This is a genomic window from Streptomyces sp. NBC_00029 (assembly GCF_045160505.1).
In the GTDB taxonomy this organism is placed as follows: domain Bacteria; phylum Actinomycetota; class Actinomycetes; order Streptomycetales; family Streptomycetaceae; genus Streptomyces.
This window is the reverse complement of the sequence record NZ_CP108292.1, coordinates 7558935-7585682: the sequence shown is the minus strand read 5'-3', so window position 1 is coordinate 7585682 and position 26748 is coordinate 7558935. Positions and strand designations below refer to the sequence as shown.

The following is a 26748-nucleotide window of genomic DNA, read 5'->3' as shown; positions in this document are numbered from 1 at the left end:
TCAGGCCGGGAAGGCCCGTTCGAAGGCCTCGCGGGTCGTGGGGTCCCGGTCGAGGATGCCGAACACGACCCGCTCGAAGACCCCGGCGAACCGGGCCGCGAGCAGCCCCCGGAAGGCCTCGGCGACCTGCGCCGGATCGTTCTGGAACACCCCGCAGCCCCACGCGCCCAGCACCAGCTGCCGGTACCCGTGCAGCGCGGCCACCTCCAGGACGAGCTCCGCGCGGCGCACCAGCGCCGCCGGGATCTCGGCGGTCCGCTCCGGCTCCTGCCGCCGGATCGTGCCCGCGTTCGGCGCCGGAGAGGTGAGGAAGCCGACCGCGAACGGGGTCTCCAGCAGCGCGCCCCGGTCGTCGCGGAAGACCGGGACGCCGGGCGAGTGAATCACCCGGTCGGTGTAGAAGGTGCTGCGCTCCGCGCGGTGCACCTCGTAGTACTCGGGGGCCTCGAGCAGGGTCTCGTACAGGGCCGAGGCGCGGCAGAGCGCCTCCTCCTGCGCCTTGGCCCCGCGGACGTAACCGCCCCCGGGATTACGGGCCGAGGCGAAGTTCAGGACCGCGACCGGAGCCGGCTGCACGTCGGCCCGGGCCGCGGTCGCGAGCCTGCGGGCGGCGACCGTGCTGCTCTCCCCCGTGACCTCGATGACCGTCCGGCCGCCACCGGAAGGGACCTCTCCATCTGGAATGGCCCGGTTTGGTCCATATATCCTGGTTCCTGCCTTGGCTTCCGCCAGGGCGGCGGCAAGCGGAACCTGCCGTCCCGACCGCGTCCGGTACCCCCCGGCCGCCAGGATCGCCGCGTTCTCCCGCGCGATCTCGCGCAATCTGCTGCTCACGCCGCCATCCTCCGCAATGCAATTCCCGGCGGCAAAGGAATTTGTGCCCCGAGGAGGGGTAGGCACGGGTGATGTCACGGCCGACGACAGGAGACGAGGACCCGGTATGTCCCAGGACTCATCCGCTCCCCCACCCGCGCCCGACCCGATCCCACCACCCTCGATCAGCGAGACGCAGGCCGAGGACCTGATCCACGGCATCTGTTTCAAGACCGGCCCGCCGCGCTTCATCGGAGCCGAGCTCGAATGGCTGGTCGTGGACGCCGAACACCCGGCCCGGCCCCTGCCCCCCGAACGACTGCGCGCCGCCCACACCGCGGCCCGCGCGCTGCCCCTGCACTCCCGGGTGACCGTCGAGCCGGGCGGCCAGCTCGAGCTCAGCTCGGCCCCCGCCACCTCCCTCACCGACTGCGTGGACGACCTGCAGGCCGACCTCACCGCCGTACGCGGGGCCCTGCTGGCCCGGGGCATGGTCCTGCGCGGCCTCGGCCGCGATCCCCGCCTCCCGTACCGCCGGCTGCTGAACAGCCCGCGCTACGACGCGATGGAGGCCTACTTCGACCGCACCGGCCCGGCCGGGCGCGCCATGATGTGCGCCTCCGCCTCCGTGCAGGTCTGTGTCGACGCCGGGCACCAGGAGCCGGGCGCACTCGGTCACGGCCGCCGCTGGCGGCTGGCGCACCTGCTGGGTGCGGTGCTGGTGGCCGCCTTCGCCAACTCCCGGGCGCAGGAGGGCCCGTACGCCGGCTGGCGCTGTGCCCGCCAGGGGATCTGGAGCGACCTGGACAGCCGGCGCGCGCTCGCCCCGCCGCTGGACGCGGATCCCCGTGCCGGATGGACGCGGCAGGCGCTGGACACCGAGGTGATGTGCGTACGGTCCTACGAGGGCGACGGCATGTGGGAGATCCCGCGCGGCACGACCTTCCGCGACTGGCTGCGCACGGGCGGAAACCCCTCGCTGCGGGCGCCCACGGCCGAGGACCTGGACTACCACCTGACCACCCTCTTCCCGCCGGTGCGGCCGCGCGGCCACCTGGAACTGCGGATGATCGACGCACAGCCGGGCGACGACGGCTGGCTGGTCCCGGTGGCCGTCGTGCACGCGCTGTTCGACGATCCGGAGGCCGCCGAGACGGCGTACCGGGTGGCCAAGGGGCTCGCCGACTCCTACGGCATGCAGCCCGCGCCCCGAAATCCACTGTGGCGCTCGGCCGCCGAGCACGGACTGGCCGATCCGGAGCTGCGGACTGCCGCGAAGGCCTGTTTCCTGGCCGCCGCCGAGGCGCTGCCCCGACTGGGCGCGAGCCGGCACGTCCAGGACGCGGTGGCCGACTTCACCCAGCGCTACGTACTGCGCGGCCGATGTCCGGCCGACGACGAGTCCACGCAGGTGCTCACCGGGAAGGAGGTCCGCCGATGACCACCACCGAACCCACCGCACCGACCGAACCCACCGAACCCACCGGTTCCTCCTCCGGACTGCGGGAGCGGGCGGCCGCCGCCCTGACCGCGGCGCGCATACGGACGGCCGGCCTCACCGATGCCGTGACCGACGAGGACCTCACAGCCCAGCACTCCCCGCTCATGTCCCCGCTGGTCTGGGACCTGGCGCACATCGGGAACCAGGAGGAGCTCTGGCTGCTCCGCCGGGTCGCCGGACGCGAGTCGATGCGCCCCGAGATCAACCCGCTCTACGACGCCTTCGAGCATCCTCGCGCCGAGCGGCCCAAGCTGCCGCTGCTGGGGCCGGCCGAGGCCCGCCGGTACGCGGCCGACGTGCGCGGCCGGGTCTTCGACCTGCTGGAGAAGACCCCGCTGGAGGGCAGCACGCTCCTCGACGACGGCTTCGCCTTCGGGATGATCGCGCAGCACGAGCAGCAGCACGACGAGACCATGCTGATCACCCATCAGCTCCGACGCGGGGCACCCGTGCTGACCGCCCCGGAGCCGGACGACTCCTACGATCCGCTGCTCGCCCCCGAAGTCCTCGTACCCGGCGGGCCGTTCACGATGGGCACCTCGGCCGAGCCGTGGTCGCTGGACAACGAACGGCCCTCCCACGTCCGCGAAACCGCGCCCTTCTGGATCGACACGGTGCCGGTGACCAATGCGGCCTACCTGGCGTTCATCGCGGACGGCGGCTACCGCGACCCCCGCTGGTGGGCGGCGGCGGGATGGGAGCAGATCCGCGAGCACTCCATCGAGGCCCCGCTGTTCTGGCACCGGGAGGCCGGCCAGTGGCTGCGCCGCCGCTTCGGGGTGACCGAGCCGGTACCGGACGAGGAACCGGTTCTGCACGTCAGCTGGTACGAGGCGGACGCCTACGCCCGGTGGGCGGGGCGGCGGCTGCCCACCGAGACGGAGTGGGAGAAGGCCGCCCGGCACGACCCGGCCACCGGCCGCTCCACCCGCTACCCGTGGGGCGACGCCGACCCGACCCCCGCGCACGCCAACCTCGGGCAGCGGCACCTGCGCCCGGCGCGCGCGGGCAGCTATCCGGCGGGGGCCTCCCCGCTCGGGGTGCGCCAGCTCATCGGCGACGTGTGGGAGTGGACCTCCTCGGATTTCCTGCCCTACCCGGGCTTCCGGGCCTTCCCCTACCGGGAGTACTCGGAGGTGTTCTTCGGCCCGGAGCACAAGGTGCTGCGCGGCGGCTCCTTCGCCGTGGACCCGGTGGCCTGCCGGGGCACCTTCCGCAACTGGGACCTTCCCGTGCGGCGGCAGATCTTCTCCGGCTTCCGGACCGCGAGGGACCTCTGATGTGCCGTCATCTCGCCTACCTGGGACCGATGGTGGCACTCAAGGAGCTCCTGAGCGAGCCCGTGCACTCGCTGGTGCGCCAGTCCTGGGAGCCGCGCCGCCAGCGGTCCGGGACGGTCAACGCCGACGGCTTCGGCATCGGATGGTACGCGGAGGGCGACCCGGTGCCCGCGCGCTACCGGCGCTCCGGGCCGATCTGGAGCGACCTGACCTTCACCGATCTCACCCGGGTGGTCCGCACCGGGGCCGCACTGGCCGCCGTACGGGACGCCACGAACCCCGGCGCCGACGGGGAGGCTGCCGCCGCGCCCTTCGCGGACGGGCCGTGGCTGTTCAGCCACAACGGCGCGGTGCGGAGCTGGCCGGACTCCGCCGCCCCGCTCGCGGCCGGGCTGCCGCCCGCGGAGCTGCTCCGGCTGGCCGCGCGCACGGACTCGGCACTGATCTGGGCGCTGGTCCTGCACCGGCTGCGCGCCGGGGACGATCTGGGCACGGCGCTCGCCGAGCCGGTCCGGGAACTCGCCTCGGCAGCTCCCGGCTCCCGGCTGAACCTGCTGCTGACGGACGGCGCCGCCATCGCCGCGACGGCCTGGGGCGATTCGCTCTGGTACCTGGCCGACGCGGGGATGCGGCGCACCGTGGTGGCCTCCGAGCCGTACGACGACGACACCCGGTGGCGCGAAGTGCCCGACCGGACCCTGCTGACCGCTACCCGCACGCGGGTCGAACTGACCCCACTCAAGGAGAACTCCCCGTGAACGACTTCCAGTTGACCCGGACACTCGACGAGCACGCCGCGGAGACGGCGCTGCGTACGGATGTGCTGCACGGCCTGACCCACACACCGAAGGTGCTGCCGCCCAAGTGGTTCTACGACGCGCGGGGCAGCGAGCTCTTCGAGGAGATCACCCGCTTGTCCGAGTACTACCCGACGCGCGCCGAGCGGGAGATCCTGCTGGAGCGGGCGCGGGAGATCGCCACCGAGAGCGGCGCCCGCACCCTGGTGGAGCTGGGCTCCGGGTCCTCGGAGAAGACCCGGCACCTCATCGAGGCGATGCCCGCCCTGGACACCTACGTCCCGGTGGACGTGAGCGAGAGCGCCCTGCGGGGGGCGGCCGAGTCGCTGATCGCGGAGCACCCGGGCCTGCGGGTGCACGCCCTGCTGGCCGACTTCACCCGCGCGCTGCACCTCCCGGACTCCCCCGGGCCCCGGCTGGTGGTGTTCCTGGGCGGCACGATCGGGAATCTGCTGCCGCCGGAGCGGGCGGTGTTCCTGGCGTCCGTACGGGCCATGCTGTCGCCCGGGGATGCGCTGCTGATGGGGACGGACCTGGTGAAGGACGAGGCCGTGCTGGTGGCGGCCTACGACGACGCGCGGGGGGTGACGGCCGAGTTCAACAAGAACGTGCTGGCGGTCGTCAACCGGGAGCTGGACGCCGACTTCCACCTCGCCGACTTCGAGCACGTGGCGGTGTGGAACAAGGAGCAGGAGTGGATCGAGATGCGGCTGCGGGCCCGGTCCGAGCTGACGGTGAAGGTCCGGGCGCTGGATCTCGTGGTGCCGTTCGCGGCGGGTGAGGAGATCCTGACGGAGATCTCCGCGAAGTTCCGTCAGGAGGGGGTGCGCAAGGAGCTCGCGGCGGCCGGGCTGGAGCTGACCCAGTGGTGGACGGACGCGGCGGGCCGGTTCGCGCTGTCCCTGTCGGTCGCCGACGGCGTGGCCGGCTGAGCGGGAATGCCCGGTAGCGGGTCCGGGGTCGTGGGGGTGAGCCCGGCGACCGCCCGCTGAGCCGCTGCCGCGAGGTCCCGCCGGTGCGCGTACCGGCCCGGCGGGATCCGCGGCAGCAGACCGATCTCGGCCCGCACCCCGCGGGCCCGCGCGATCCGCCACAGCGAGGCGGTCAGCGGGTCGTCCCCGACGAAGGCGGGCGCCCCGGCCGGGTGCCCGTCGGCCCGCAGGTACGTGAGCCGCAGGGGCTGTACGGGGACCCGCGCGTCCAGTGCCGACTGGAAGGCCGCCCGGCGGAAGGTGCCCCGGGCGCGCCCGCACCAGGTGGAGCCCTCGGGGAAGACGGTGACCCGGTCCCCGGCCAGCAGTGCCCCGGTGATCGCCTCGACGGTGGCGGGCAGGGCGCGGATCCGGTCGCGCTCGATGAAGAGCGTGCCGGCCCGTCCCGCGAGGCGGCCGAGGACCGGCCAGGCCCTGATGTCGCTCTTGGCCAGCATCCGGCAGGGCAGGGCCGCGGCGACGAGCGGGATGTCCAGCCAGGAGATGTGGTTGGCGACCAGCAGGCGGCCGCCGCCCGGGCCCGGGCTGCCGTGGACGGTGATCCGGATCCCGAAGGCGCCTACGAGCGCGGCCGACCAGGCCCGTACCACCTGGTGGCGGGGGCCGGCCGGCAGCAGCCGGACCGGCGGGGCACCCAGGATCCCCAGCAGGATCAGGGCGACGGCCGCCGCGAGTCTGAGCAGCGCGTGCGGGACGCTCGCGGTGCTCCCCTCGTGGCCCGCGCAGGCCTCGGGGGTGCAGGGCGAGGTGGGCAGCCAGACGCTCATGCGCCCGGGACGAGCGAGCGGAAGTGCTTCAGGTAGCGCGGGTTGGTCCGGCGCAGGGAGAGCAGCACGTACAGGTCGGCGCAGCCGAACCCGGCGTCGAGGGCGGGTTCGCCGCACACCCAGGCGCCGAGGCGGAGGTAGCCGCGCAGCAGCGGCGGCAGCTCCATGCGGTCGGGGAAGGTGATGCCTTCGGGGCTCCAGGGGAGGTGGGGCGTAACCCGGTACTCCTGGGGGGCGAGGCTGCGGGCCAGGACGGTCTCCCGGGTGGCGGCGGCCAGGACCCCGCCGTCGGCGAGCGGTATCGAGCAGCAGCCGGCGAGCCAGTTGTGCCCGGAGCGGTCCATGTAGTGGGTGAGGCCGGCCCAGATGAGGGCGATGACGGCGCCGTTGCGGTGGTCGGGGTGGACGCAGGAGCGGCCGACCTCGACGAGGTCGGGGCGGATGGGGGCGAGGGCCGAGAGGTCGAACTCCCCCTCGGAGTAGAGGCGGCCGGCGACGGCGGCGCGCTCCGGGGGCAGCAGCCGGTAGGTCCCGACGACCTGCTCGGCCTCCTCGTCGATGACGAGGAGGTGGTCGCAGTACGCGTCGAAGGCGTCGGCGTCGAGGCCGGGCTCGGGCCCGTCCAGGCGGGCGCCGAGCTCGCCGGCGAAGACCTGGTGGCGCAGCCGCTGGGCGGCGCGGACCTCGTCCTCGTCGCGGGCGAGGCGGACGGCGTAGCGCGGTCCTGCGGACGGCGCGCCGGACGCCGGGGCGCCGACGGGGGCGAGGCGGGTGGCAAGCGCGGACGGGGGCGCCGGCAGTGCGGCGGGGACGGGGGACGGGGACAGGGGGGACGGGGACAGGGGTGCGATGGTCATGGCGGCTCCTGATCCGGGCACGGAGGGCCGGGCCCGCAGGTGCGTGGCCCGGCTCCCTTACTTCTTCCGTGACCGGCTGGATTCGACATGACCGCGCAGCGGCCCTCACATGTGCGGACGCTGAACTCGGCGGTACCCCCGCTCAGCGGTCGGAGCTGAGCACCTTGCCGATCTCCTCGGAGGCGGCCCGGGCCGCCTGCTTGGGGTCCCGGCCGGTGAGCACGGCCGTCATGTAGGGCTTGATCGGGTTCTTGGCCTCCACCTCGGCCCAGCGGGCGGAAGTGGGGGTGGCCCGGCCCTGGGCCGCGCCGGGGGCCATGTTGGCGGCGCCCTCGTTGCCCTCGACGACGTGCGCGAGGGTGGTCTTGTTGGGGACGTAGCTCATCGTGCGGGCGAGTTCGGTCTGCCACTGCTCGCTGACGAGGGCCGTGATCACGTCCACGGCGCCCTTACGCTGCCGGGTCCGCTGCGGGATGATCAGGTCGGAGCCGCCGGTGAAGACGGCGCCCGCCTTGTCGGAGGTCTTGCCGGGGATCGGGAAGAAGCCGAGCTTGCCCTTCAGGGCGGGATTGGCCGCCTCGATCTCGGCTGCCTGGCCGGGCGGGGCGATGATCTGGGCGACGTCACCGCGGGCGAAGGCCTGCGACTGCGGGGGCGTCTCCTCGTCGGCGCCCTTGGGGCCGTCGCCGAGGGCCTGGAGCTGCTTGTAGAAGTCCATGCCGGCCAGGGCCCTGTCGTCGTCGAGGGTGCCGACCCACTTGCCGCTGGTCTCCACGGCGAGTTCGCCGCCCTCGTCCCATATGAAGCCGGCGAGGACGTACCAGTTCTGGCCCGCGAGGTAGATGCCCTGCTGGTCGCCCTTGTCGAGTTTCTGGGTGGTCTGGATCCACTCCTGGCGGTTCCTGGGCGGGGTCTTGATCCCGGCCGTGGCGAAGAGGTCCTTGTTGTAGATGACCACCCGGTTGGCGGCATACCAGGGAATGCCGTACTGGGCGCCGTTGATGGTTCCCGGTTCGGCGAGGCCCTTGAGCCAGTCCTTGCTGCCCCACTCGCGCAGGCCTTCGAGGGTGAGCTCCTCGAGGCCGCCGGTCTCGATGTACTTCGCCACCTGGGTGTTGCCGACCTCGATGACGTCGGCGCTCTCCTTGCTCGTGCCGTCGAGGACGGCGTTGACCTTGTCGCCGATGCCCGTCCATTCCTGGATCCTGACGTCCAGGTCGACGCCGGGGTGTTCCTTCTCGAACGACGCGGTGAACTTGCCGATGAAGTCCTCCGAGGCGCTGCCCTTCATCAGCCAGAGCGTCACCTTCTGCGACCCTCCGGCCGGGTCGGCCGACTGGCTGCAGCCCGTGAGGGCGGTTGCGGCCGCGAGGGCCGTGCACACGGCGAGGAATCGCATCTTCAAGAGGGCCACCTTCTGGGCTCGGACTCAGATGGCTCGAAATTGGCATAGACCAATAGGCCGGTCAAGGGTCTTTTCCTCGGGACTGTTCGCCCAAAGTTCGCGGAGCCGGACTTACTGGGGCACCGTAGAACCAGGCAAAAGCCACCCACTGTCGGGAGACCTCCATGTCCAATCACACGTACCGGGTGACCGAGATCGTCGGCACCTCCCACGAGGGCATCGATCAGGCCATCCGCAACGGCATCGCCCGGGCGGGCCAGACCGTGCGGAATCTGGACTGGTTCGAGGTGGTTCAGGTACGCGGCCACATCGAGAACGGGGAGATCGCCCACTACCAGGTGGGACTCAAGGTCGGCTTCCGCCTCGAGGGCGAGGACTGAGCCCGGGGACCTGCGCCCCCGGGCCTGCCCGGCCCGGCCCGACCCGGCCCGGCCCGCGGTGCGTCAGGTCCGGCCGTCGACCTCCTGGGCGGCCTCCAGCTCGGGCGCGTCCGCGGCCCAGTCGGCCAGCACCACCCGGAAGCCGGCGGCGCGCGCGGCCCGGCAGACGAGCTCGTCGTCATCGACGAGCATCCGCACCTCCCGGCCCCGCGAGATCCGCCGCAGCACCTCCACCTTGGTCGTGCGGGCCGGCCGCCGGTCCTGGTTGCCGCGCATGAACAGCCGCCCCTCGGGCAGTCCGTGCCGGGCGAGCCAGTCGAGCGTGTCCGCCCGGCACCGTTCGGGCCGCCCGGTCAGGTACACCACCTCGCAGTCGGCCTCGCTCCCGGTGGCCAGCGCGACCCCGCGCGCGAGCGGCGGATCGGCCGGGGCCGCGGCGAAGAAGCCCGTCCAGTCCCGCGGGCGACGCTCCAGGAAGTGCTGGCGATGACCGGTGTCCGCCAGGGTGTTGTCGAGGTCGAAGACGGCCAGCGGCCGGGAAGTGTGCTCGCTCATACGGCCAGCGTAGGAGAGCCCCATCCCGCCGGCCCAGGAGAGCGGGCGGACCGGCGTCGGCCCGGGAATCCTCACGGCCGACGGACGTTGAGTCCTGTGTGATCCGAAGAATCTCGATACTCGACCGGTCGCGCACCCGCCGGGGCCACCCGGCCCCGGAGGCGCTGCGCGACACCGTGGATCTGGCCCGGGCGGCCGAGGATCTCGGCTACCACCGCTTCTGGGTGTCGGAGCACCACAGCGTGCCCGGTGTGGCGGGCTCGGCGCCCACCGTGCTGGCCGCCGCCGTCGCCGCGGCGACGCACCGGATCCGGGTCGGCACGGGCGGGGTCATGCTGCCCAACCACCAGCCGATGGTGGTCGCGGAGCAGTTCGGGGTCCTGGAGTCGCTCTTCCCCGGCCGCATCGACATGGGGCTCGGCCGTTCGGTCGGCTTCACCGGCGGCATCCGGCGGGCGCTGGGCCGCGGAACCGGCGACGCCGACCGGTTCGAGGAACAGCTGGCCGAGCTGCTGGGCTGGCTCGACGGCACCCAGCGGGCGCATCCCGAGGTGCACGCCCGGCCCGCCGAGGGACTGCGGATCCCGGCCTACGTCCTGGCCACCGGCGAGGGCGCCGGCATCGCCGCCCGGGCGGGGCTGCCCCTGGTCGTGGGCGACCTGCGGGCCCGCGACCGGGTGGACGAGATCGTCCGGGCGTACCGCAAGGAGTTCCGGCCCTCCGCCCAGGGTGAGCAGCCGTACGTCGTGGTCTCCGGCACGGTGGCGGTCGCCGCCACCGCCGAGGAGGCCCGCCGCATCCTCGTCCCGGAGGCCTGGGCCCTCGCGCACTCCCGCACACGGGGCAGCTTCCCCCCGCTGCGACCGGCCGAGGAGATCGAGGCCCTGCAGATGACCCCGAAGGAGCGCGAGCTGTACGAGGACGCCCTCGCCGGCCACGTCCACGGCACCGAGGACCGGGTGGCGGACCGGCTCGCCGACATCGCCGCGACGACCGGCGCGGACGAACTGCTGGTCACCACGTCCACGTACGACCGAACGGCACTGCTGGACTCCTACGCCCGGCTGGCCCGGATCGCGGACCTCTGAACCCGAGCCCTTAAAATAGGACGAATGCACCAGCCCACTCCACCTCAGGTCAACGGCGACCCCTTCGTACGGGTCCGCGGCGCCCGGGAGCACAACCTCCGCGGCGTCGACGTGGACATCCCGCGCGACGCGCTGACGGTGTTCACCGGGGTCTCCGGGTCCGGGAAGAGCTCCCTCGCCTTCGGCACGCTCTACGCCGAGGCCCAGCGCCGGTACTTCGAGTCCGTGGCCCCGTACGCCCGCCGGCTCATCCACCAGATCGGCGCACCGAAGGTGGACTCCGTCACCGGACTGCCGCCCGCCGTCTCGCTGGAGCAGCGCCGCTCGACCCCGGGCTCGCGCACCTCGGTCGGGACGGTGACCCTGCTGTCCAACTCCCTGCGGATGCTGTTCTCCCGGGCCGGGACCTATCCGCCGGGCGCGGAGCGGCTGGACTCCGACTCCTTCTCGCCCAACACCGCGGCCGGGGCCTGCCCTTCCTGTCACGGTCTCGGCCGCATCCACCGCACGAGCGAGGAACTCCTGGTCCCCGAGCCGGAACTGTCGATCCGCCAAGGCGCCATCGCGGCCTGGCCGGGTGCCTGGCAGGGCAAGAACCTGCGGGACATCCTGGAGGCGCTCGGCCACGACGTGGACCGGCCCTGGCGGGAGCTGCCCGCGAAGGACCGCGAGTGGATCCTGTTCACCGAGGAGCAGCCGGTGGTGACCGTGCACCCGGTGCGCGATGCCGACCGGATCCAGCGGCCCTACCAGGGCACGTACATGAGCGCCCACCGCTACGTCATGCGGACCTTCGCCGACAGCAAGAGCGCCACCCTGCGGACCCGGGCCGAGAAGTTCCTCACCGATTCGCCGTGCCCGGTGTGCGAGGGCCGGCGGCTGCGCCCCGAGGCCCTCGCCGTCACCTTCTCCGGGCGGACCATCGCCGAGCTGGCGGCGCTGGCGCTGGCCGACCTGGACGCCGTACTGGCCTCCGCGCCCCTGGAGGGAGAGGCCGCGCGGGTGCTCGCCGAGGACCTGCGTTCCCGGATCGGGCCCGTCACCGAGCTGGGGCTGGGCTATCTGAGCCTGGACCGGACCGCGCCGACCCTGTCCGCGGGCGAGCTGCAGCGGCTCCGCCTGGCGACGCAGCTGCGGTCGGGGCTGTTCGGGGTGGTGTACGTACTGGACGAGCCGTCGGCGGGGCTGCATCCGGCCGACACCGAGGCGCTGCTGGACGTACTGGACCGGCTGAAGGAGGCCGGGAACACGGTCTTCGTCGTGGAACACGACCTCGATGTGGTGCGGCACGCGGACTGGCTGGTGGACGTGGGGCCGCTGGCCGGGGAGCACGGCGGGCAGGTGCTCCACAGCGGGCCGCCGCAGGACCTGGCCGGTGTGGCGGAGTCGGCGACGGCCCGGCACCTGTTCGCGGGGCGGGAGGCGGCCGGGACGCCCCGACCGGTGCGCGGGGCGACCGGGGCGGTGCGCCTGACCGGCGTGGACCGGCACAACCTGCGGGGCGTGACGGCGGATTTCCCGCTCGGGGTGTTCACGGCCGTGACCGGGGTGTCGGGGTCGGGCAAGTCCACGCTGGTGGGGCAGGTGCTGGCCCGGGAGGTCGGCGAGCGGCTCGCGGAGCCGGACTTTCCCGTGCGGCGGCTGGTGGAGGTGGACCAGAAGCCGATCGGCCGGACCCCGCGGTCCAACCTGGCCACGTACACCGGGCTGTTCGACGTGGTGCGCAGGCTCTTCACGGCCGCCCCCGAGGCAAGGGCCCGCGGCTGGAAGGCGGGCCGGTTCTCCTTCAACGTGCCGGGCGGGCGCTGCGAGACCTGCCAGGGCGAGGGCTTCGTCTCGGTGGAGCTGCTCTTCCTGCCCAGTACGTACGCCCCGTGCCCCGAATGCGCGGGCGCCCGGTACAACGCGCAGACCCTGGAGGTCCGGTACGCGGGGCTGAACATCGCGGAGGTGCTGGGCCTGACGGTGGAGTCGGCGGCCGCCTTCTTCGCCGAGGTGCCGGCGGCGGCGCGCAGCCTGCGGGCGCTGGAAGAGATCGGGCTCGGCTACCTGCGGCTGGGGCAGCCGGCCACGGAGCTGTCGGGCGGCGAGGCACAGCGGATCAAGCTGGCGACGGAACTGCAGCGGCTGCGCCGGGACCACACGCTGTACCTGCTGGACGAGCCGACGACCGGGCTGCATCCGGCCGATGTGCGGGTCCTGTTGCGGCAGTTGCACGGGCTGGTCGACGCCGGGCACTCGGTCGTGGTCGTGGAGCACGACATGGAGGTGGTGGCGGGCGCGGACTGGGTCATCGACCTGGGCCCGGGCGGCGGCACGGCGGGCGGCCGGGTGGTGGCCGCGGGCACTCCGCCGGAGGTGGCCGCCGCGGCGGGCAGCCGTACCGCTCCGTACCTGGCGAGGGCCCTCGGGTCCGGCCGCGAGCGCGAGACCGCAGAGACAGACCACAGAGACCGCATCAACGGGTAAGGCAGGGGAGGCATAGGGCTGCTGCCGGGGGCGTCCGGGGGCGTCCGGGGGCGGCGCCGGGAAGGGCCGATCCGCCGGCTGCGGCTCAGACGTCGCCGGCGAGCAGCTGCTGGGGCAGTTCGCGGAAGCTCCACCGGCCCTGACGGCGGGTGAACATCCAGACGAGGTCGTGGCGGTCCGGCCAGCCCGCCGGTGTGCCGGGGACCTGATGGGCGCCGAGCGACCGGACCAGGCGCGGGATCCCGCTGTGCTCCCAGCAGACGAGTACGGGCATGGGCGCGGCCAACGCGGCCTGCGCGAGGGCCGCTTCGGCGCCGACGGCGAACTCGGTGCGGACGGGGGTGCGCAGTGCGGCCGCCAGGGCCGCCACGGTCTGCCGGCAGCGCGCCGGGGCGCGCTCCTTGCCGCTCGGCTTCCCGCCGGCGGCGAAGACCGCCGCGGGGCGGGGCAGGAAGGATCCGGAGCTCGGCGGGAAGAGCCGCGGGAGCTCCTCGGCCCGGCGCCAGCCACGGCCGGCCAGGGAGCCGGGATCGTCCTCGCCGTCCGCGTCCCGGCCGACGCCACCGGCGTACGGCTTCTCCGCATGCCGGATCACCATGATCAGCGCGTCCTCGGGCCCGGATTCATGGCCGGCTTCGGGGCCGCGCGCAGGGGTGCGGAGGACTTCGGGGGCTTCGCCGCCGGAGCATGCGGAGACGGCCAGCGGGGCAAGGGCGGCCAGCACGGCTCGACGGCGCGGTCCGGACCCGACGGGGGCTTCTGGCATGGGGTCACTGTCCCCCATGGCCCGGGTGCCGCCGGGGTGCGGCACGGGGCCGGACCGCGGCGGTCAGCCGATCGGCGCAGGGGCGGGCCCGCGGCCACGGGGCGGGGAGCCGGTGGGCCGGCGGGCCGGTGGGCCGGTGGGCCGGTGGGCCGGTGGGCCGGTGGGCCGGTGGGCCGGTGGGACAGGGACCGCAGAGGCGGAGACGGGGGCGGAGAGGGGGAGGAGGCGGGGCGGGTTCAGCGGGGCCCCTTGCGCACCGCCCGCAGCCACTCCTTGTTCATCGCGGCGATCGAGGGCAGCGGAATGCCCTTCGGGCAGGCGGTGGCGCACTCGCCGGTGAGGGTGCAGCCGCCGAAGCCCTCGTCGTCCATCCGGGCCACCATGTCCAGCACGCGCGTCTCGCGCTCCGGCGAGCCCTGCGGGAGGACGTTCAGGTGGTTCACCTTGGCGGAGGTGAAGAGCATGGCCGAGCCGTTGGGGCAGGCCGCCACGCACGCGCCGCAGCCGATGCATTCGGCGTGCTCGAAGGCGAAGTCGGCGTCGGCCTTGGGCACGGCGGTGGCGTGCGCCTCGGGGGCGGCGCCGGTGGGGGCGGTGATGTAGCCGCCGGCCTGGATGATCCGGTCGAAGGCGCCGCGGTCGACGACGAGGTCCTTGACCACCGGGAAGGCGGCGGCCCGCCAGGGCTCGACGTCGATGGTGTCGCCGTCGGCGAAGGACCGCATGTGGAGCTGGCAGGTGGTGGTGCGTTCCGGGCCGTGGGCGTCGCCGTTGATGACGAGGCTGCAGGCGCCGCAGATGCCCTCGCGGCAGTCGTGGTCGAAGGCGACCGGGTCCTCACCGCGCAGGATGAGGTCCTCGTTGAGGGTGTCGAGCATCTCCAGGAAGGACATGTCCTCCGAGATGCCGTCGACCTCGTACGAGGCCATGTGGCCGGGGGCGTCGGCGCCGCGCTGGCGCCAGACGCGCAGGGTGAGCTTCATGCGTAGCTCCGCTGGGTGGGGTGGACGTACTCGAAGACGAGGTCTTCCTTGTGCAGGACGGGTGCGGCGCCGGTGCCCTGGTACTCCCAGGCGGCCGCGTATGCGAACTCCTCGTCGCGGCGGGCTGCTTCGCCGTCGGGGGTCTGGGACTCCTCGCGGAAGTGGCCGCCGCAGGATTCGGCGCGGTGGAGCGCGTCGAGGCACATCAGCTCGGCGAGTTCGAGGTAGTCGACGATGCGGTTGGCCTTCTCCAGCGACTGGTTGAACTCCTCGCCGCGGCCGGGGACCTTGATGCGGCGCCAGAACTCCTCGCGGATCTCGGGGATGCGGTCGAGCGCCTTGCGCAGTCCCTCCTCGCTGCGGGCCATGCCGCAGTACTCCCACATCAGTTCGCCGATCTCGCGGTGGAAGGAGTCGGGGGTGCGGTCGCCGTCGACAGCGAGGAGTTTCGCCAGGCAGTCCCGGGTCTCGCGGATCGCCGCGGCGGCCTCGGGGTGGCTGTCGTCCACGGTGTCCTCGTGCGGGTGGCGGGCCAGGTAGTCGTTGATCGTGGAGGGGAGCACGAAGTAGCCGTCGGCGAGGCCCTGCATCAGGGCGGAAGCGCCGAGGCGGTTGGCTCCGTGGTCGGAGAAGTTGGCCTCGCCGATGGCGAAGAGACCAGGGACGGTGGTCTGGAGGTCGTAGTCGACCCACAGGCCGCCCATCGTGTAGTGGACGGCGGGGTAGATCCGCATGGGGACCTCGTACGGGTTCTCCGCGGTGATCCGCTCGTACATCTCGAAGAGGTTGCCGTACTTCTCGGCGACCTTGTCCCGGCCCATGCGGCGGATGGCGTCCGCGAAGTCGAGGTAGACGCCCTGGCCGCCGGGGCCGACGCCGCGGCCCTCGTCGCAGACGTTCTTCGCGGCGCGGGAGGCGATGTCGCGGGGCACGAGGTTGCCGAAGGAGGGGTAGATCCGCTCCAGGTAGTAGTCGCGCTCCGCCTCGGGGATGTCGGCCGCGGCGCGGGTGTCGCCCTTGGCCGTGGGGACCCAGATGCGGCCGTCGTTGCGCAGGGACTCGCTCATCAGGGTGAGCTTGGACTGGTGGTCGCCGGTGCGCGGGATGCAGGTGGGGTGGATCTGCGTGAAGCAGGGGTTGGCGAAGTACGCGCCGCGCCGGTGCGCCCGCCAGACGGCGGTCGCGTTGGAGTTCATGGCGTTGGTGGAGAGGTAGAAGACGTTGCCGTAGCCGCCGCTCGCCAGCACCACGGCGTCCGCGTAATAGGTGGAGATCTCGCCGGTGATCAGGTCGCGCGCGACGATGCCGCGGGCCACGCCGTCGACGACGATCAGGTCCAGCATCTCGGTGCGGGCGTGCATATCGACGTTGCCCGCGGCGATCTGCCGGGAGAGCGCCTGGTACGCGCCGAGGAGCAGCTGCTGGCCCGTCTGACCGCGGGCGTAGAAGGTGCGGGAGACCTGGACGCCGCCGAAGGAGCGGGTGTCGAGGAGGCCGCCGTACTCGCGGGCGAAGGGGACGCCCTGGGCCACGCACTGGTCGATGATCTCGACGGAGATCTGGGCGAGGCGGTGGACGTTGGACTCGCGGGCGCGGAAGTCGCCGCCCTTGACGGTGTCGTAGAAGAGGCGGTGCACCGAGTCGCCGTCGTTGCGGTAGTTCTTCGCGGCGTTGATGCCGCCCTGGGCGGCGATGGAGTGGGCGCGGCGCGGGGAGTCGGAGAAGCAGAACTGGACCACGTGGTAGCCCTGTTCGGCGAGTGTCGCGCCGGCCGCACCGCCCGCCAGGCCGGTGCCGACGACGATGACGGTGTGCTTGCGGCGGTTGGCCGGGTTGACGAGCTTCGCCTCGAAGCGGCGGCGGTCCCAGCGGTCCGCGACGGGGCCTTCGGGGGCCTTGGTGTCGGCCACGGGCTCGCCGGTCGTGTAGCCGGCGTAGTGCGGGTGTGGTTCGTGCCCGTGCTGCTCGCGCTCGTGCTGCTCGCGCTCGTGCGGCTTGTGCCCGTGCTGCTGGTGGTCGTGCTGCGGGTCGCTCATGGTCAGTTCACCACTCCGGTCATGACGGCTACGGGGACGGACACGAAGCCGGCGAAGAGGACGAGGGCCAGCCCGTTGGCCAGGAACTTCAGCGTCCGCTCGCGTCGGGCGCTGCCCGCGCCGAGGGTCTGCGCCGCGCTCCAGAAGCCGTGCCGGACGTGCAGGCCGAGGGCGGCCATCGCCACGATGTAGATGGTGTTCCCGTACCAGGTGGAGAAGGTGGAGAGGACGTTCTCGTACGGGTGCCCGGCCCAGGCGCGCTCGTTGACGGTGAGCGTGGTGAGGTCGAGGAGGTGCCAGACGATGAAGAGGCCGAGGATGATCCCGCCCCAGCGCATCGTGCGGGTGGCGTAGCTCGCGCGGCGGCGCTTGTGGGCGTACTTCACCGGGCGGGCCTTGATGTCGCGGCGGCTGAGCTGGTAGGCGGACACGGCGTGGGCGGCGACCGCGGCGAGCAGGACCACGCGGACGATCCACAGCGCCCACTCGTGGTGCAGGAAGGGCGAGCCGAGGGTGCGCAGCCAGTGGGCGTAGCCGTTGAACTCGTCCGCCCCGAAGAAGATCTTGAGGTTGCCGAGCATGTGCACGACGAGGTAGCCGAGCATGATCAGGCCGGACACGGCCATCACGGACTTCTTGCCGACGGAGGAGTCCCAGATCGTTCGCGTGATGGACGGCCGTCGATCCGTCCGCGTTGCCAGAGCCATGTCCTCGACGGTAAGGACGAAGGTCCCGAAAGGTCCAAGACATGATGGAGCTGATCTCGATAGCCACTGCCTATCCAGGGCGATAGCCTGGGCCGATGCAGTTCCAGCAGCTCCTCTACTTCGTGGCCGTCGCCGAGACCCGGCATTTCACCCGGGCCGCGGAGCGGGTGCACGTGGCCCAGCCCTCACTCTCCCAGCAGATCAAGGCGCTCGAACGGGAACTGGGGGCCGAGCTGTTCAGCCGGGCGCGGGGCAACATCACGCTGACCGACGCGGGCGAGACGCTGCTGCCGCTGGCCCGGCGGATCCTGGCGGACGCGGACACCGCGCGACTGGAGGTCCAGGAGCTGGCGCAGCTGCGCCGGGGTCGCGTCCGACTGGGTGCCACGCCGAGCATCTGCACCGGCCTGCTGCCGGACGTCCTGCGGACCTTCCACGACGCGCACCCGGGGATCGAGCTCCTGATCGAGGAGAGCGGCTCGCTCGACCTCGTACGGGAGCTGGCGCGCGGGGCCCTGGACCTGGCTCTGATCGCCCTGCCGCTGCCCCCGTCGGCTCCGGCCCTGACCACGGTGGAGCTGCTGACGGAGGACCTCGTGGTGGTCTCGTCCGCGGAACGCCCGGCGCCCGGCGGGGGCGGCGAGCTGACCATCCCGGGGCTGCGGGACGAGCCGATGGTGATGTTCCGGCACGGCTACGACCTGCGGGAGCTGACTGTGGCGGCCTGCCGCGCGGAGGGCTTCGAGCCGGTCTTCACCGTGGAGGGCGGCGAGATGGACGCGGTCCTCGGCTTCGTCCGGGCGGGGCTCGGTATCGCGGTGGTCCCGGCGATGGTGGTGGACCGCGCCGGTCCGGGCCTGCGGGTGACCCCGCTGGCCGGCTCGCCGCTGCGCCGCACGATCGCCCTGGCTCACCGCACCGACGTTGCTCCGCCGCGCGCGGCCCGCGAGCTGAAGCGCATACTCACCGGCTGACCCCGCCGACGCCCCGGCCGACGCCGCGGCCGGAGCCAGGGCCGGAGCGTCGGCGAGGCGGGCGCAGACACGGTCATTCCGCGGCGGAGGCCCGGGCCGAATCCGGGGCTGGGGCCGGGGCCGGGGATATGGGCAGGGCCCTGTCGAGGCCGTCGGCCAGCATCGCGAAGGCTTGATCGGCGTCGGCCACCGCTGCCGGGTAGGCCTCGTCGGCGCTCCGGCCGGAGTCGATCCGCCGGAAGTTCTCCCGGCCCAGCTCATGGCGGACCGCCACCAGGTGCATCGCCGCCAGGCGGGCGGCGAGCGGGGTCAGCGCCTCTGCCTCGAACACGGCGGCGAGCAGATCCACTTCACGGTCGGTGTAATGCCTCAGCCGGCTCTGCAGGCTGGCGGTGCTGTAGAGGAGCCGCTGGAAGGCGACCACGTTCGGATGGTCGCACAGCCCGGTGATCGGGTCCCGCTCGGCCAGGGCCGCCAGGAAGTGCGCGCGCATCGCGCCGGCCGGCGTCCGACCGGCGGGCCGGTCGCGCACGATGCGGGCCGCCTCGTCCTGATGGTCGGCGAACCGGTCGAGCAGCAGGTCCTCCTTGCTCGGGAAGTACCGGAAGAGGGTGGGCTTGGAGACCTCGGCCGCGGCGGCGACCTCCGCCACCGACACGGCATCGAAGCCCCGCTCCAGGAAGAGCTCCAGCGCCGTCGCCGCCAGCTGGCGACGCGTACGGAGCTTCTTGTTCTCGCGCAGACCCGTCGTGTTCTCCATGCGCACAGCGTAGCACGGATTGGTGACCGAGTTATTTTTTTAACCGGGTTGCTTTTTCTCTCGAGAGCCGCTTTCCTTGAGGCAACGACGAGGAGAGGACATCCCATGACCGATGTACTGATCACCGGCTCCGGCCCCACGGGACTGACGCTCGCCTGCGACCTCGCACGGCGCGGGGTCGCCGTGCGCGTCATCGACCGGCGCAGCGCGCCCCACCGCGAGTCCCGCGGCAAGGGGCTGCTGCCGGGCAGCCTCGAGATCTTCGAGGAGCTCGGGGTGCTCGAGACCCTGGCCGCCATCGGCAGCCGCAGGGTGGTCCTGCGCAAGTACTTCGACGGGGAACACATCAACGACACTCCCACCGACGCGGGGCTGCTGATCGGGCAGTGGCAGATCGAGGCGGCCCTGCGCGACCGGCTCGCCGGGCTGGGCGTGCGGGTCGAGTACGGATCGGAGCTCGCCGGAATCACCCAGGACGGGTCCGGGGTGCGCGCGGAGCTGGCTGACGGCACCGTGATCGGCGCCCGCTATCTCGCCGGGTGCGACGGCGGGCGCAGCACCACCCGCAAGCTGCTCGGCATCCCGTTCGAGGGCAACGGTCAGGAGGAACCCGCGATGGTCCTCGGGGACGTCAGCGCGCCGGGGCTCGGCCGGGACGTCTGGCACCAGTGGTTCACCTCGGAGGGCAGCGGGATCCTGCTCTGCCCGATGCCGGGGACGGACTCCTTCCAGCTGCAGGCCTCGCCCGAGCGCAACGACCGGGGTGAACCGCTGCCGCCCTCCCTGGAAGGCTTCCAGCGGCTCTTCGACCGCCACGCACGGGTGCCGGGGATCCGGCTCGCCGAGGCCACGTGGATCTCGGCCTGGCGGGTCAACGTCCGCATGGCCACGCGGATACGGGAGGGCAGGGCCTTCCTCGCAGGGGACGCCGCCCATGTGCAGCCGATAGCCGGCGGGCTCGGCATGAACACCGGCATCCAGGACGCGGCGGCCCTCGGCAGGACGCTGGCGGCGGCCCTCACCGGGGACGCCGGGGAGGAGGTGCTCGACGCGTACGAGGCGGAGCGGCTGCCGGTGGCCGCGGAGGTCCTGGCTGACACGGCCGAGCGGTACGAGCGGGTCCTGGAGGCCGTCCGGACCCCCGGCCGCGGGACGGAGGTCGGCCTGGAGCGGGCATGAGTCGGCGCAGGCCGTCGCAGGCCCGGCTCCCGGATCCGCCCTCCCGACGGCGGACGTCAGGAGGGCGAGGGCACCGCGTCCGAGAGGGACAGGGTGTGGATGCGGTCGGGGGCGCCGGGCCGGGCGTAGTACCAGCCCTGCGCGGTGTCGCAGCCGAGGGCGCGCAGCTGGGCGGCCTGGACTCCGGTCTCCACGCCCTCGACGGTGACCGCGAGTTCGAGGCTGTGGGCCAGGGCGACGATGCCCTCCACGATCTTGACGTCGACCGGGTTGGCGGGCTGCTGCTGCATCCCCTGGGTGAAGGAGCGGTCGAGCTTGAGGACGCTGACCGGCAGCCGCCGCAGGTTGGCCAGGTTCGAGTAGCCGGTGCCGAAGTCGTCGAGCGCGATGTCCACGCCGAGGGCGGCGAGCCGGCGCAGCGGCTCCAGGAGTTCGTCGTCGGCTCCTATCAGGGCCGATTCGGTGACCTCCAGGCACAGGGCGCCCGGGGCGAGGCCGGACTTCTCCAGCACCGCCACGGTGTCGGCGACCAGGCCCGGGTGGTGCAGTTGGGTCGGCGAGAGGTTGACGTTGATCCGCAGGGCGGCGCCTCCGTGCTCGCGCTGCCAGATGCGGGCCTGGCGGACCGCCTCCTCCAGGACCCAGCGGCCGAGCGGCACGATCAGCCCGGTCCGTTCGGCGAGCGGGATGAAGCGGTCCGGGCCGAGGACCCCGTACTGCGGGTGGGACCAGCGCACCAGCGCCTCGGCCCCGTGCACGCTGCCGTCGCGCATGTGGACCAGCGGCTGGTACTCGATGAAGAACTCGCCGCGTTCCAGCGCCGCCGGCAGGGCGTTGGTCAGGCCGTGGCGGGTGATCGCGCGGGCGTCGGCCTCGGCGTCGGCGAATTCGAAGCGGTTGCCGCCGGCCGCCTTGGCCCGGTACATCGTGATGTCGGCGCTGCGCAGCACCTCCGCCGGGGTGCGTTCCCTGGCCGGGCCCTCGACGATGCCGATGCTGCCCCGGACCGAGAGCTCCCGGCCCTCCAGCGGGATCGGCGTGGACAGGGCCGCCAGGATGCGGACCGCGAGGTCGGTCACCTTCTGTTCGGTGTCGGCGCCGGTGGTCAGGGCGACGAACTCGTCACCGCCGAGCCGGGCGACGACCTCACCGGGGCCGGTCGCGCAGCTCTGCAGCCGGTCGGCGACCTCCACCAGCAGCCGGTCCCCCGCCGAGTGCCCGAGGCTGTCGTTGACCGCCTTGAAACCGTCGAGGTCGAGGTAGCACAGGCCGTACCGGTCACCGCCGGCCCCGCTCAGGGCCTTCTCCAGCCGTTCGAAGAACAGCGTCCGGTTGGGCAGGCCCGTGAGGGCGTCGTGGGTGGCCTCGTAGCGCAGGCGCAGATTCAGCAGCCGGCGCTCGGTGGTGTCCTCCATCAGCGCCAGCTGGTACTGCGGCTTCCCCTCGGCGTCGCGCAGCAGCGACACCGTCAGATTGGTCCAGAGCACGGTCCCGTCGTGCCGGTAGTACGGCTTCTCCACGCGGTAGCTCTCGCGCTCGCCGCGCACCAGCTCGCCGTACATCCGCCAGACGTGGGGGGTGTCGTCGGGGTGCCCCCACTCGCTGACGTTGCGGCTGCGGACGTGTCCCTCCAGCCCGCCGAACATCTGCAGCAGGGTGTCGTTGACCTCCAGCACGTTCCCGTCGAGGTCGGCGATGCCGATGCCGACGGCCGCGCCCTCGAAGACCGCCCGGAAGCGTTCCTCGCTCGCGTGCAGGGCCTGCTGCGCGTCGGTGCGGGCGGTCAGTGCGGAGCGCGCGATGGCCTCCTGCTCCCGGAGGGTGCGCTCGCGCAGGGCCCGGGCATATCCCGCCGCGATGCCGTGCTGGAGCCGGGCGCAGCGGGACCGGTACTCCTCGGTGCCCTCCACGCCGGAACCCTCGGGCCCGTCCGGGCCGCAGTAGAGCACCAGGTACGACTCGATCACCCCGAGGGTGCCGGCCAGGGCCTCGGGGTCGGTGCAGTGCACGGCGACGAGTTCCGCCCCGACCTGCTGGGCGATCGAGGCGTCGAAGGGCCTGGCGTGCAGGGCGCCGGTGAGCGTCCGGGTCAGGGGGAGGAGGTGCCGTTCGAACTCGGTGCGGGTCAGTGAGGTCGCCGTGACGGGGAAGATCGCCCGTCCCCAGATCGTCGCGAAGCGCGCGATCCGGTCCTCGATGCCACCGTGCGGAGCCGCCGCGGACTCCGTGGCCGGTGCCGCGGCGGGCGCCGCGGTGGCGCCCGGCGCGCCCGCCGTCTGTGCCGGAAGTCTCACGCCTTGCGTCCCACGCCGCCGAAGCCCGAGAAGGCGTAGGGGTCCTCCGGCGTCTCTGCGTCCTCCCCGTCCACCGGCCGGTCCGGCCGCCAGTCGGGCATGGACACCAGGCCGGGCTCCAGCAGCTCGAACCCGTCGAAGAAGCCCCTGATCTCCTCCCCGGAGCGCATGACGAGGGGGTTGCGGATGTCCCGGTACACGCCCACGGTGCCGCCCGCGACCTCCGCGGGGAGCGGGATCCCCTCGTACGAGGCGTGCGTGAGGATCAGGAGGCTGCCGGGAGCCAGCGCGTCGCGCAGCTCGGCGACGGCGGCGTACGGGTCGTCCGCCTCCTCCAGGAAGTGCAGGACGGCGACGAGCAACAGGGCGACCGGGCGGCCGAGGTCGAGCAGCCGGGTCACCTCGGGGGCGGCCAGGATCTCCCTGGGCTTGCGCAGGTCGGCGGCGACGATGCCGGTGTGCTCGTCCCCCGTGAGGACGGCGCGGCTGTGCGCGACGGCCACCGGGTCGTGGTCCACGTAGACGACGCGGGCCTGCGGGGTCGCGGCCTGGGCGATCTCGTGGACGTTGCCGAAGGTGGGGATGCCGGAGCCGATGTCGAGGAACTGCGTGACGCCCTCGGCCACGGCGTGCCGGACGGCGCGGCGCATGAATGCCCGGTTGGCCTGCATGATCTTGGGCAGTCCCGGCATGAATTCCATGGCACGCCGTGCCGTCTGCCGGTCGACCTCGAAATTGTGGGACCCGCCCAGGTAGTAATCATAGATGCGGGACACGCTCGGCACCGATATGTCGATGCCTGGCGGGGCCCAGGCGGGGCGCTCCATCGGGGTCTCCAAGCGTTGGTCCTGCGGTCGTCCGTCCGAGGTCGGACTCCTGTCCGAGCCGAATGTACTGATCATTTCCCAACAGGGCGAGCAAAAGCGGAAATTGGCGATCCGTTCTTCGTCACACACCAAAGGCGCCATCACGCCGGGTGAGGGAATGACCGATACCGACAAGTCCCTTATGGGAATTGTTCGGTGGGCGATCGACCTCACCTCACCACCGCCCCAGAAGTGGCTCAAACCTCTCTGGTCACGGGTCCACCCGTTCAGGCGAACCGGGGCCGAGCCTCGCGTGCCCGGGCGCGCGCGGGCCCATGCTCCCGGGGTGAACAGAGCCTGTGCCAGGCGCCTGCTGGCAGTCCCGGTCCTGCTGTGGGCGGCCTTGACCGTCACGCCGGCCGTGGCTGATAGCCGCGCCTACGCGACGACCGACTCCGGCGACGGCCCGGCCGCCACCGCGGTGGCCGCCGTGGCCGGCGACAGCGACCGCGGACGCGGCCCGCGTGGCGGACATCACGGTGACGACCAGGGCTCCGACCACGGGAAACGTCGCGGGGGCGGCCATGGCGGGGGCCGTCACGGCCACCCCCACTGCCCACCGCCGCCGCCCCCTCCACCGTGCCCGCCGAAGCCGCCGCCGAAGCCCACGCCGCCACCCGAGCCGACGCCCACTCCACCGCCGCCCGAGCCGACTCCACCCCCGCCGCCCCCTCCCCCACCGCCCCCGCCGAAACCGGCACCGAAGCCCGTACCGAAGCCCGCCCTCCCGAAGCCGCCACCGCCCGAGCCGGCGCCACCGCCACCTCGCGTGGTCAGGGCTCCCGCACCGCCACCACCAGCCCCACCCGCACCACTGCCACCACCCGCCCCAGAGGTGAAACCCGCACCGCCGAAACCGGTGGCCCGCCCCGTGTATCGCGCCGCGGCCCGCAAACCCGTCGAGCACCACATCTCGCCGGTGACTTTCACCCTGATGACCGCCGCACCCGCGGTGCTCGCGATCGTCGCACTGCGTCCCCGCTAGCGCTTCTTCCGCCCGACCAGTAACCGATTGGGAGTCATCTTGTCGGAATGGCTCGTCCTGTCCATCGCGATGGCCGCGGCTTGCGCCGTGGTGCTGTCCATCGCCTTCTTCAACCACAGCAGGATCGGCGATGACGACGATCCGAACGAGACCCCGGACGTCATCGAGTACATGACGATGATGATCGGGGTGATCTATGCGATCGTGCTGGGCCTGGCGATCGCCGGAGTCTGGGAGGGCCGCGGAGCCGCCCAGGAATACGTGCGCCAGGAGGCGCAGGCCCTGCACGAGATCAGCGTCCGCTCCGAGGTCTACCCGGCCGAGGTGCGCACCAGGATCCGGTCCGACGTCGACGCCTACGTGACCTACGTGGTGGACACGGAGTGGAAGCGCATGGCCGACCACGGCGAGCTCACCGAACGGGGCGGGGAGCTGCTGGAACGTATCCGCCGGGACGTCACCGACTACGAGCCGCAGACCGACCACGAGGGGCAGGCGTACCAGCCTCTGGTCGACCAGGTCGCGGTGGCCGACGACGCCCGCAGTGCACGCGGCCAGAGCGCCGGGGCCACCATGCCGGGGGTGGTGTGGTTCGGGCTGATCGCCGGGGCCCTGGTGACGGTCGGCCTGATCTTCACCCTGCAGATCAGGCGGTCGTTCCGGGAGTTGCTGCTGGCGGGCCTCTTCAGCGCCCTCATCGCGTTCCTGCTGTTCCTGATCTGGGACTTCGACGCGCCGTTCGGCCGGGGCGTCGCCGCCACCGCCGAACCCTTCCTCGCCCAGTTCTCCCACTTGGACCTCGGCGGCTAGGCGGCCGGCCCGTCCCTTGGGGACCGAGCCGGATCGATCCGGACCGGCCCGGCCCGGACCCGACCGGACCCGACCGGGCCCGGTCCGGGCCGCCCGCAAACCGGGGACGGGCCTCCGGTCCCCGGTTCGGCCTACGGTCATGCCCCATTCGCCCGTTCCTGATCGCGGGTCACCGTACCCGGACCTAGCGTGTCGGACATCGAGGCGCACGACCCCCCACGTGCGGAAACCGTTCCGCGGCTGCTCCTCGGGGATCCGGAGAACCAACCATGGGTGCGATACGAACCTCCGCCACCGCCCTGCTGAGCGCCGGCGCCACGGGCGCCGTCCTCGCGCTCGGCGTCCTCGGTGCGCCCGCCGCGACCGCCGCCGAGGCCCAGCCCGCCATCACGTCGTTCGGCTTCACCCTCACGCCTTCGACCGTCGCCCCCGGGGGGCAGACGGTCCTCGCGGTCAGCCGTTGCAACGCCGCCTACGCCACCGCCTCCTCCGGGGTCTTCGACACCGTGAGCATCGCGCGCGGCCAGACCGTACGGGTCACCGTGGACCGGGACGCCCGGCGCGGAGCCGTCTACTCGGTCTCCTTCACCTGCAACGGGGAGACCGGCTCGGCCGATCTGACGATCGCCGGCGGCACGACCCTGCCGACCACGAGCTCCACGCGCACCGCCATCGGCGGTGCCGCCACGCCGACCCCCGCTTCCGCCCTCGGTGTGCGCGGCGGCCTCGGCGGCAGCGTGGCGGGCATGGATCCCGTGGAGCTCGGCGCCGGCGCCGGACTGTTCCTCGCCGCCGCGGGCGGCACCGTCTTCGCCCTGCGCCGCAGGGGGTCCGACCGCAGCCACTGAACCCACCGGACATCCCCCGCTACCGCCGGTCGCCCCGAGTCCTCGTCAGGACTCGGGGCGACCGGCGGTAGCGGGGGATCTGCGTCCGGGGAGATACCTGGATGCCCCTGCCCGTCAGGCCCGGCTGCGCAGCGGACGGCGACGGCGCAGCACGTGTGCACCGGCGCCGAGGGCCGCCGAGCCGACGAGACCCGCGCCGATGGCGGTCTCGGCGGTGGACGGGCCGAAGGATCCGCCGATACCGCCCTGCGAGGGGTTGCCCTCGAGGATCGTGAAGCGGTGCGTGGCCACCAGGCTGCTGTCGTTGCACTTGACCGACAAGGTGTGGTGACCCGGCGAGGCGTGGTTGAAGATCCGGACGTTCGCGAAGCCGATCGACCCGGCGGACAGGTTGGCGGGCGGAAAGTTTCCGTGCGACGTGACGGTGCCGCCGTGTCCGCAGCCCGCCGCGCTCACCTGCATCGTGGCGCCCTGGTGCACGGAGTACGGGTTGACCGAGATGTTGCTGGGACCGTTCCCGCCCCCGTTGCCACCCCGGCCGCCGGGATCCTGGTTCGCGGAGGCGAGTGGGGCACTGAGGCCGATCGCGGCGCAGGCTGCCGCCGTCACGGTAAGAGCGCGCAAAACACGCATGAT

The 26748-nt window shown here is 72.9% G+C and carries 24 protein-coding genes; 11 read left to right on the top strand and 13 right to left on the bottom strand.

The features are described 5' to 3' along the window. On the bottom strand, nt 1-834 hold the full coding sequence (locus tag OG753_RS34945; RefSeq protein ID WP_327265653.1) for a TIGR02452 family protein: 834 nt from the start codon (nt 832-834) through the stop codon (nt 1-3). Nucleotides 835-940: 106 nt separating this feature from the next. Here OG753_RS34945 and egtA point away from each other — a divergent pair, with 106 nt between their 5' ends. Genes egtA through egtD form a run of 4 tightly spaced genes read left to right on the top strand, consistent with a single transcriptional unit; the run spans nt 941 to nt 5323 of the window. Further along, the gene (gene egtA / locus OG753_RS34940; protein WP_327265652.1) at nt 941-2254 is read left to right on the top strand and encodes an ergothioneine biosynthesis glutamate--cysteine ligase EgtA; all 1314 of its coding nucleotides are present in this window, start codon (nt 941-943) and stop codon (nt 2252-2254) included. Beyond that, a complete protein-coding gene (egtB, locus tag OG753_RS34935; RefSeq protein ID WP_405791385.1) occupies nt 2251-3594 on the top strand; it encodes an ergothioneine biosynthesis protein EgtB in 1344 nt (447 codons plus the stop codon). Before egtA ends, egtB begins: the two co-directional genes overlap by 4 nt. Further along, nucleotides 3594-4352 (top strand): ergothioneine biosynthesis protein EgtC, encoded by a 759-nt coding sequence (gene egtC, locus OG753_RS34930; RefSeq protein WP_405791384.1) that lies wholly within the window; start codon nt 3594-3596, stop codon nt 4350-4352. Before egtB ends, egtC begins: the two co-directional genes overlap by 1 nt. Then, nucleotides 4349-5323 (top strand): L-histidine N(alpha)-methyltransferase, encoded by a 975-nt coding sequence (gene egtD, locus OG753_RS34925; RefSeq protein WP_327265648.1) that lies wholly within the window; start codon nt 4349-4351, stop codon nt 5321-5323. The genes egtC and egtD overlap by 4 nt, the downstream gene beginning before the upstream one ends. On the opposite strand, the gene OG753_RS34920 is transcribed toward egtD, so the two are convergent. From OG753_RS34920 to OG753_RS34910, 3 genes are all read right to left on the bottom strand, one after another. Beyond that, entirely contained in the window at nt 5206-6150 is a 945-nt protein-coding gene (locus tag OG753_RS34920; RefSeq protein ID WP_405791383.1) for a lysophospholipid acyltransferase family protein, read from the bottom strand. The two genes, egtD and OG753_RS34920, sit on opposite strands and share 118 nt — an antisense overlap. Next, entirely contained in the window at nt 6147-7007 is an 861-nt protein-coding gene (locus tag OG753_RS34915; RefSeq protein WP_327265646.1) for a GNAT family N-acyltransferase, read from the bottom strand. Before OG753_RS34915 ends, OG753_RS34920 begins: the two co-directional genes overlap by 4 nt. Before the next feature lie 142 nt (nt 7008-7149). Beyond that, entirely contained in the window at nt 7150-8412 is a 1263-nt protein-coding gene (locus OG753_RS34910; RefSeq protein WP_405791382.1) for an extracellular solute-binding protein, read from the bottom strand. Nucleotides 8413-8576: 164 nt separating this feature from the next. Here OG753_RS34910 and OG753_RS34905 point away from each other — a divergent pair, with 164 nt between their 5' ends. After that, entirely contained in the window at nt 8577-8792 is a 216-nt protein-coding gene (locus tag OG753_RS34905; RefSeq protein ID WP_030663252.1) for a dodecin, read from the top strand. 63 nt (nt 8793-8855) lie between these two features. Here the strand turns inward: OG753_RS34905 and OG753_RS34900 are convergent, their stop codons facing one another. Then, nucleotides 8856-9347, bottom strand: coding sequence for a hypothetical protein (locus OG753_RS34900; protein ID WP_327265645.1), 492 nt, complete (start codon nt 9345-9347; stop codon nt 8856-8858). A 98-nt stretch (nt 9348-9445) separates the two neighbouring features. Between OG753_RS34900 and OG753_RS34895 the strand changes: the two genes are divergently transcribed. Beyond that, nucleotides 9446-10435: an MsnO8 family LLM class oxidoreductase gene (locus OG753_RS34895; RefSeq protein ID WP_405791381.1), complete on the top strand. Its 990-nt coding sequence runs from the start codon at nt 9446-9448 to the stop codon at nt 10433-10435. 24 nt (nt 10436-10459) lie between these two features. Then, on the top strand, nt 10460-12904 hold the full coding sequence (locus OG753_RS34890) for an ABC transporter (RefSeq protein WP_405791380.1): 2445 nt from the start codon (nt 10460-10462) through the stop codon (nt 12902-12904). Between the two features lie 85 nt (nt 12905-12989). On the opposite strand, the gene OG753_RS34885 is transcribed toward OG753_RS34890, so the two are convergent. The 4 genes from OG753_RS34885 to OG753_RS34870 all read right to left on the bottom strand — a co-directional run bounded on the left by OG753_RS34885 (nt 12990) and on the right by OG753_RS34870 (nt 17396). Then, nucleotides 12990-13670 carry a hypothetical protein gene (locus tag OG753_RS34885; RefSeq protein WP_405791379.1) on the bottom strand — a complete coding sequence of 227 codons (681 nt, stop codon included), beginning with the start codon at nt 13668-13670 and terminating at the stop codon, nt 12990-12992. A 236-nt stretch (nt 13671-13906) separates the two neighbouring features. Further along, nucleotides 13907-14653, bottom strand: coding sequence for a succinate dehydrogenase/fumarate reductase iron-sulfur subunit (locus tag OG753_RS34880; RefSeq protein ID WP_327265641.1), 747 nt, complete (start codon nt 14651-14653; stop codon nt 13907-13909). Then, nucleotides 14650-16689, bottom strand: a complete 2040-nt coding sequence (locus OG753_RS34875) for a fumarate reductase/succinate dehydrogenase flavoprotein subunit (RefSeq protein ID WP_405791378.1) — start codon at nt 16687-16689, stop codon at nt 14650-14652. Before OG753_RS34875 ends, OG753_RS34880 begins: the two co-directional genes overlap by 4 nt. Nucleotides 16690-16691: 2 nt before the next feature. Next, nucleotides 16692-17396 carry a succinate dehydrogenase gene (locus tag OG753_RS34870; protein WP_327265639.1) on the bottom strand — a complete coding sequence of 235 codons (705 nt, stop codon included), beginning with the start codon at nt 17394-17396 and terminating at the stop codon, nt 16692-16694. 95 nt (nt 17397-17491) lie between these two features. On the opposite strand from OG753_RS34870, the gene OG753_RS34865 reads away from it, so the two are divergent. Continuing rightward, nucleotides 17492-18370 carry a LysR family transcriptional regulator gene (locus OG753_RS34865; protein ID WP_390171894.1) on the top strand — a complete coding sequence of 293 codons (879 nt, stop codon included), beginning with the start codon at nt 17492-17494 and terminating at the stop codon, nt 18368-18370. Nucleotides 18371-18443: 73 nt separating this feature from the next. Here OG753_RS34865 and OG753_RS34860 read toward each other — a convergent pair whose 3' ends face one another. Further along, the gene (locus OG753_RS34860; protein WP_405791377.1) at nt 18444-19130 is read right to left on the bottom strand and encodes a TetR/AcrR family transcriptional regulator; all 687 of its coding nucleotides are present in this window, start codon (nt 19128-19130) and stop codon (nt 18444-18446) included. Nucleotides 19131-19235: 105 nt separating this feature from the next. On the opposite strand from OG753_RS34860, the gene OG753_RS34855 reads away from it, so the two are divergent. Continuing rightward, a complete protein-coding gene (locus OG753_RS34855) occupies nt 19236-20309 on the top strand; it encodes an FAD-dependent monooxygenase (RefSeq protein WP_405791376.1) in 1074 nt (357 codons plus the stop codon). A 56-nt stretch (nt 20310-20365) separates the two neighbouring features. Here OG753_RS34855 and OG753_RS34850 read toward each other — a convergent pair whose 3' ends face one another. Then, complete coding sequence (locus OG753_RS34850) at nt 20366-22603, bottom strand: putative bifunctional diguanylate cyclase/phosphodiesterase (protein WP_405791375.1); 2238 nt, start codon at nt 22601-22603, stop codon at nt 20366-20368. Then, entirely contained in the window at nt 22600-23430 is an 831-nt protein-coding gene (locus tag OG753_RS34845) for an SAM-dependent methyltransferase (protein WP_327267009.1), read from the bottom strand. Before OG753_RS34845 ends, OG753_RS34850 begins: the two co-directional genes overlap by 4 nt. Nucleotides 23431-24493: 1063 nt before the next feature. Here OG753_RS34845 and OG753_RS34840 point away from each other — a divergent pair. Continuing rightward, on the top strand, nt 24494-25264 hold the full coding sequence (locus tag OG753_RS34840; protein ID WP_327265634.1) for a hypothetical protein: 771 nt from the start codon (nt 24494-24496) through the stop codon (nt 25262-25264). Nucleotides 25265-25533: 269 nt separating this feature from the next. Beyond that, the gene (locus OG753_RS34835) at nt 25534-26112 is read left to right on the top strand and encodes a hypothetical protein (protein ID WP_405791374.1); all 579 of its coding nucleotides are present in this window, start codon (nt 25534-25536) and stop codon (nt 26110-26112) included. Between the two features lie 114 nt (nt 26113-26226). On the opposite strand, the gene OG753_RS34830 is transcribed toward OG753_RS34835, so the two are convergent. Beyond that, complete coding sequence (locus OG753_RS34830) at nt 26227-26745, bottom strand: hypothetical protein (RefSeq protein WP_327265632.1); 519 nt, start codon at nt 26743-26745, stop codon at nt 26227-26229. Between the last annotated feature and the right edge of the window lie 3 nt (nt 26746-26748).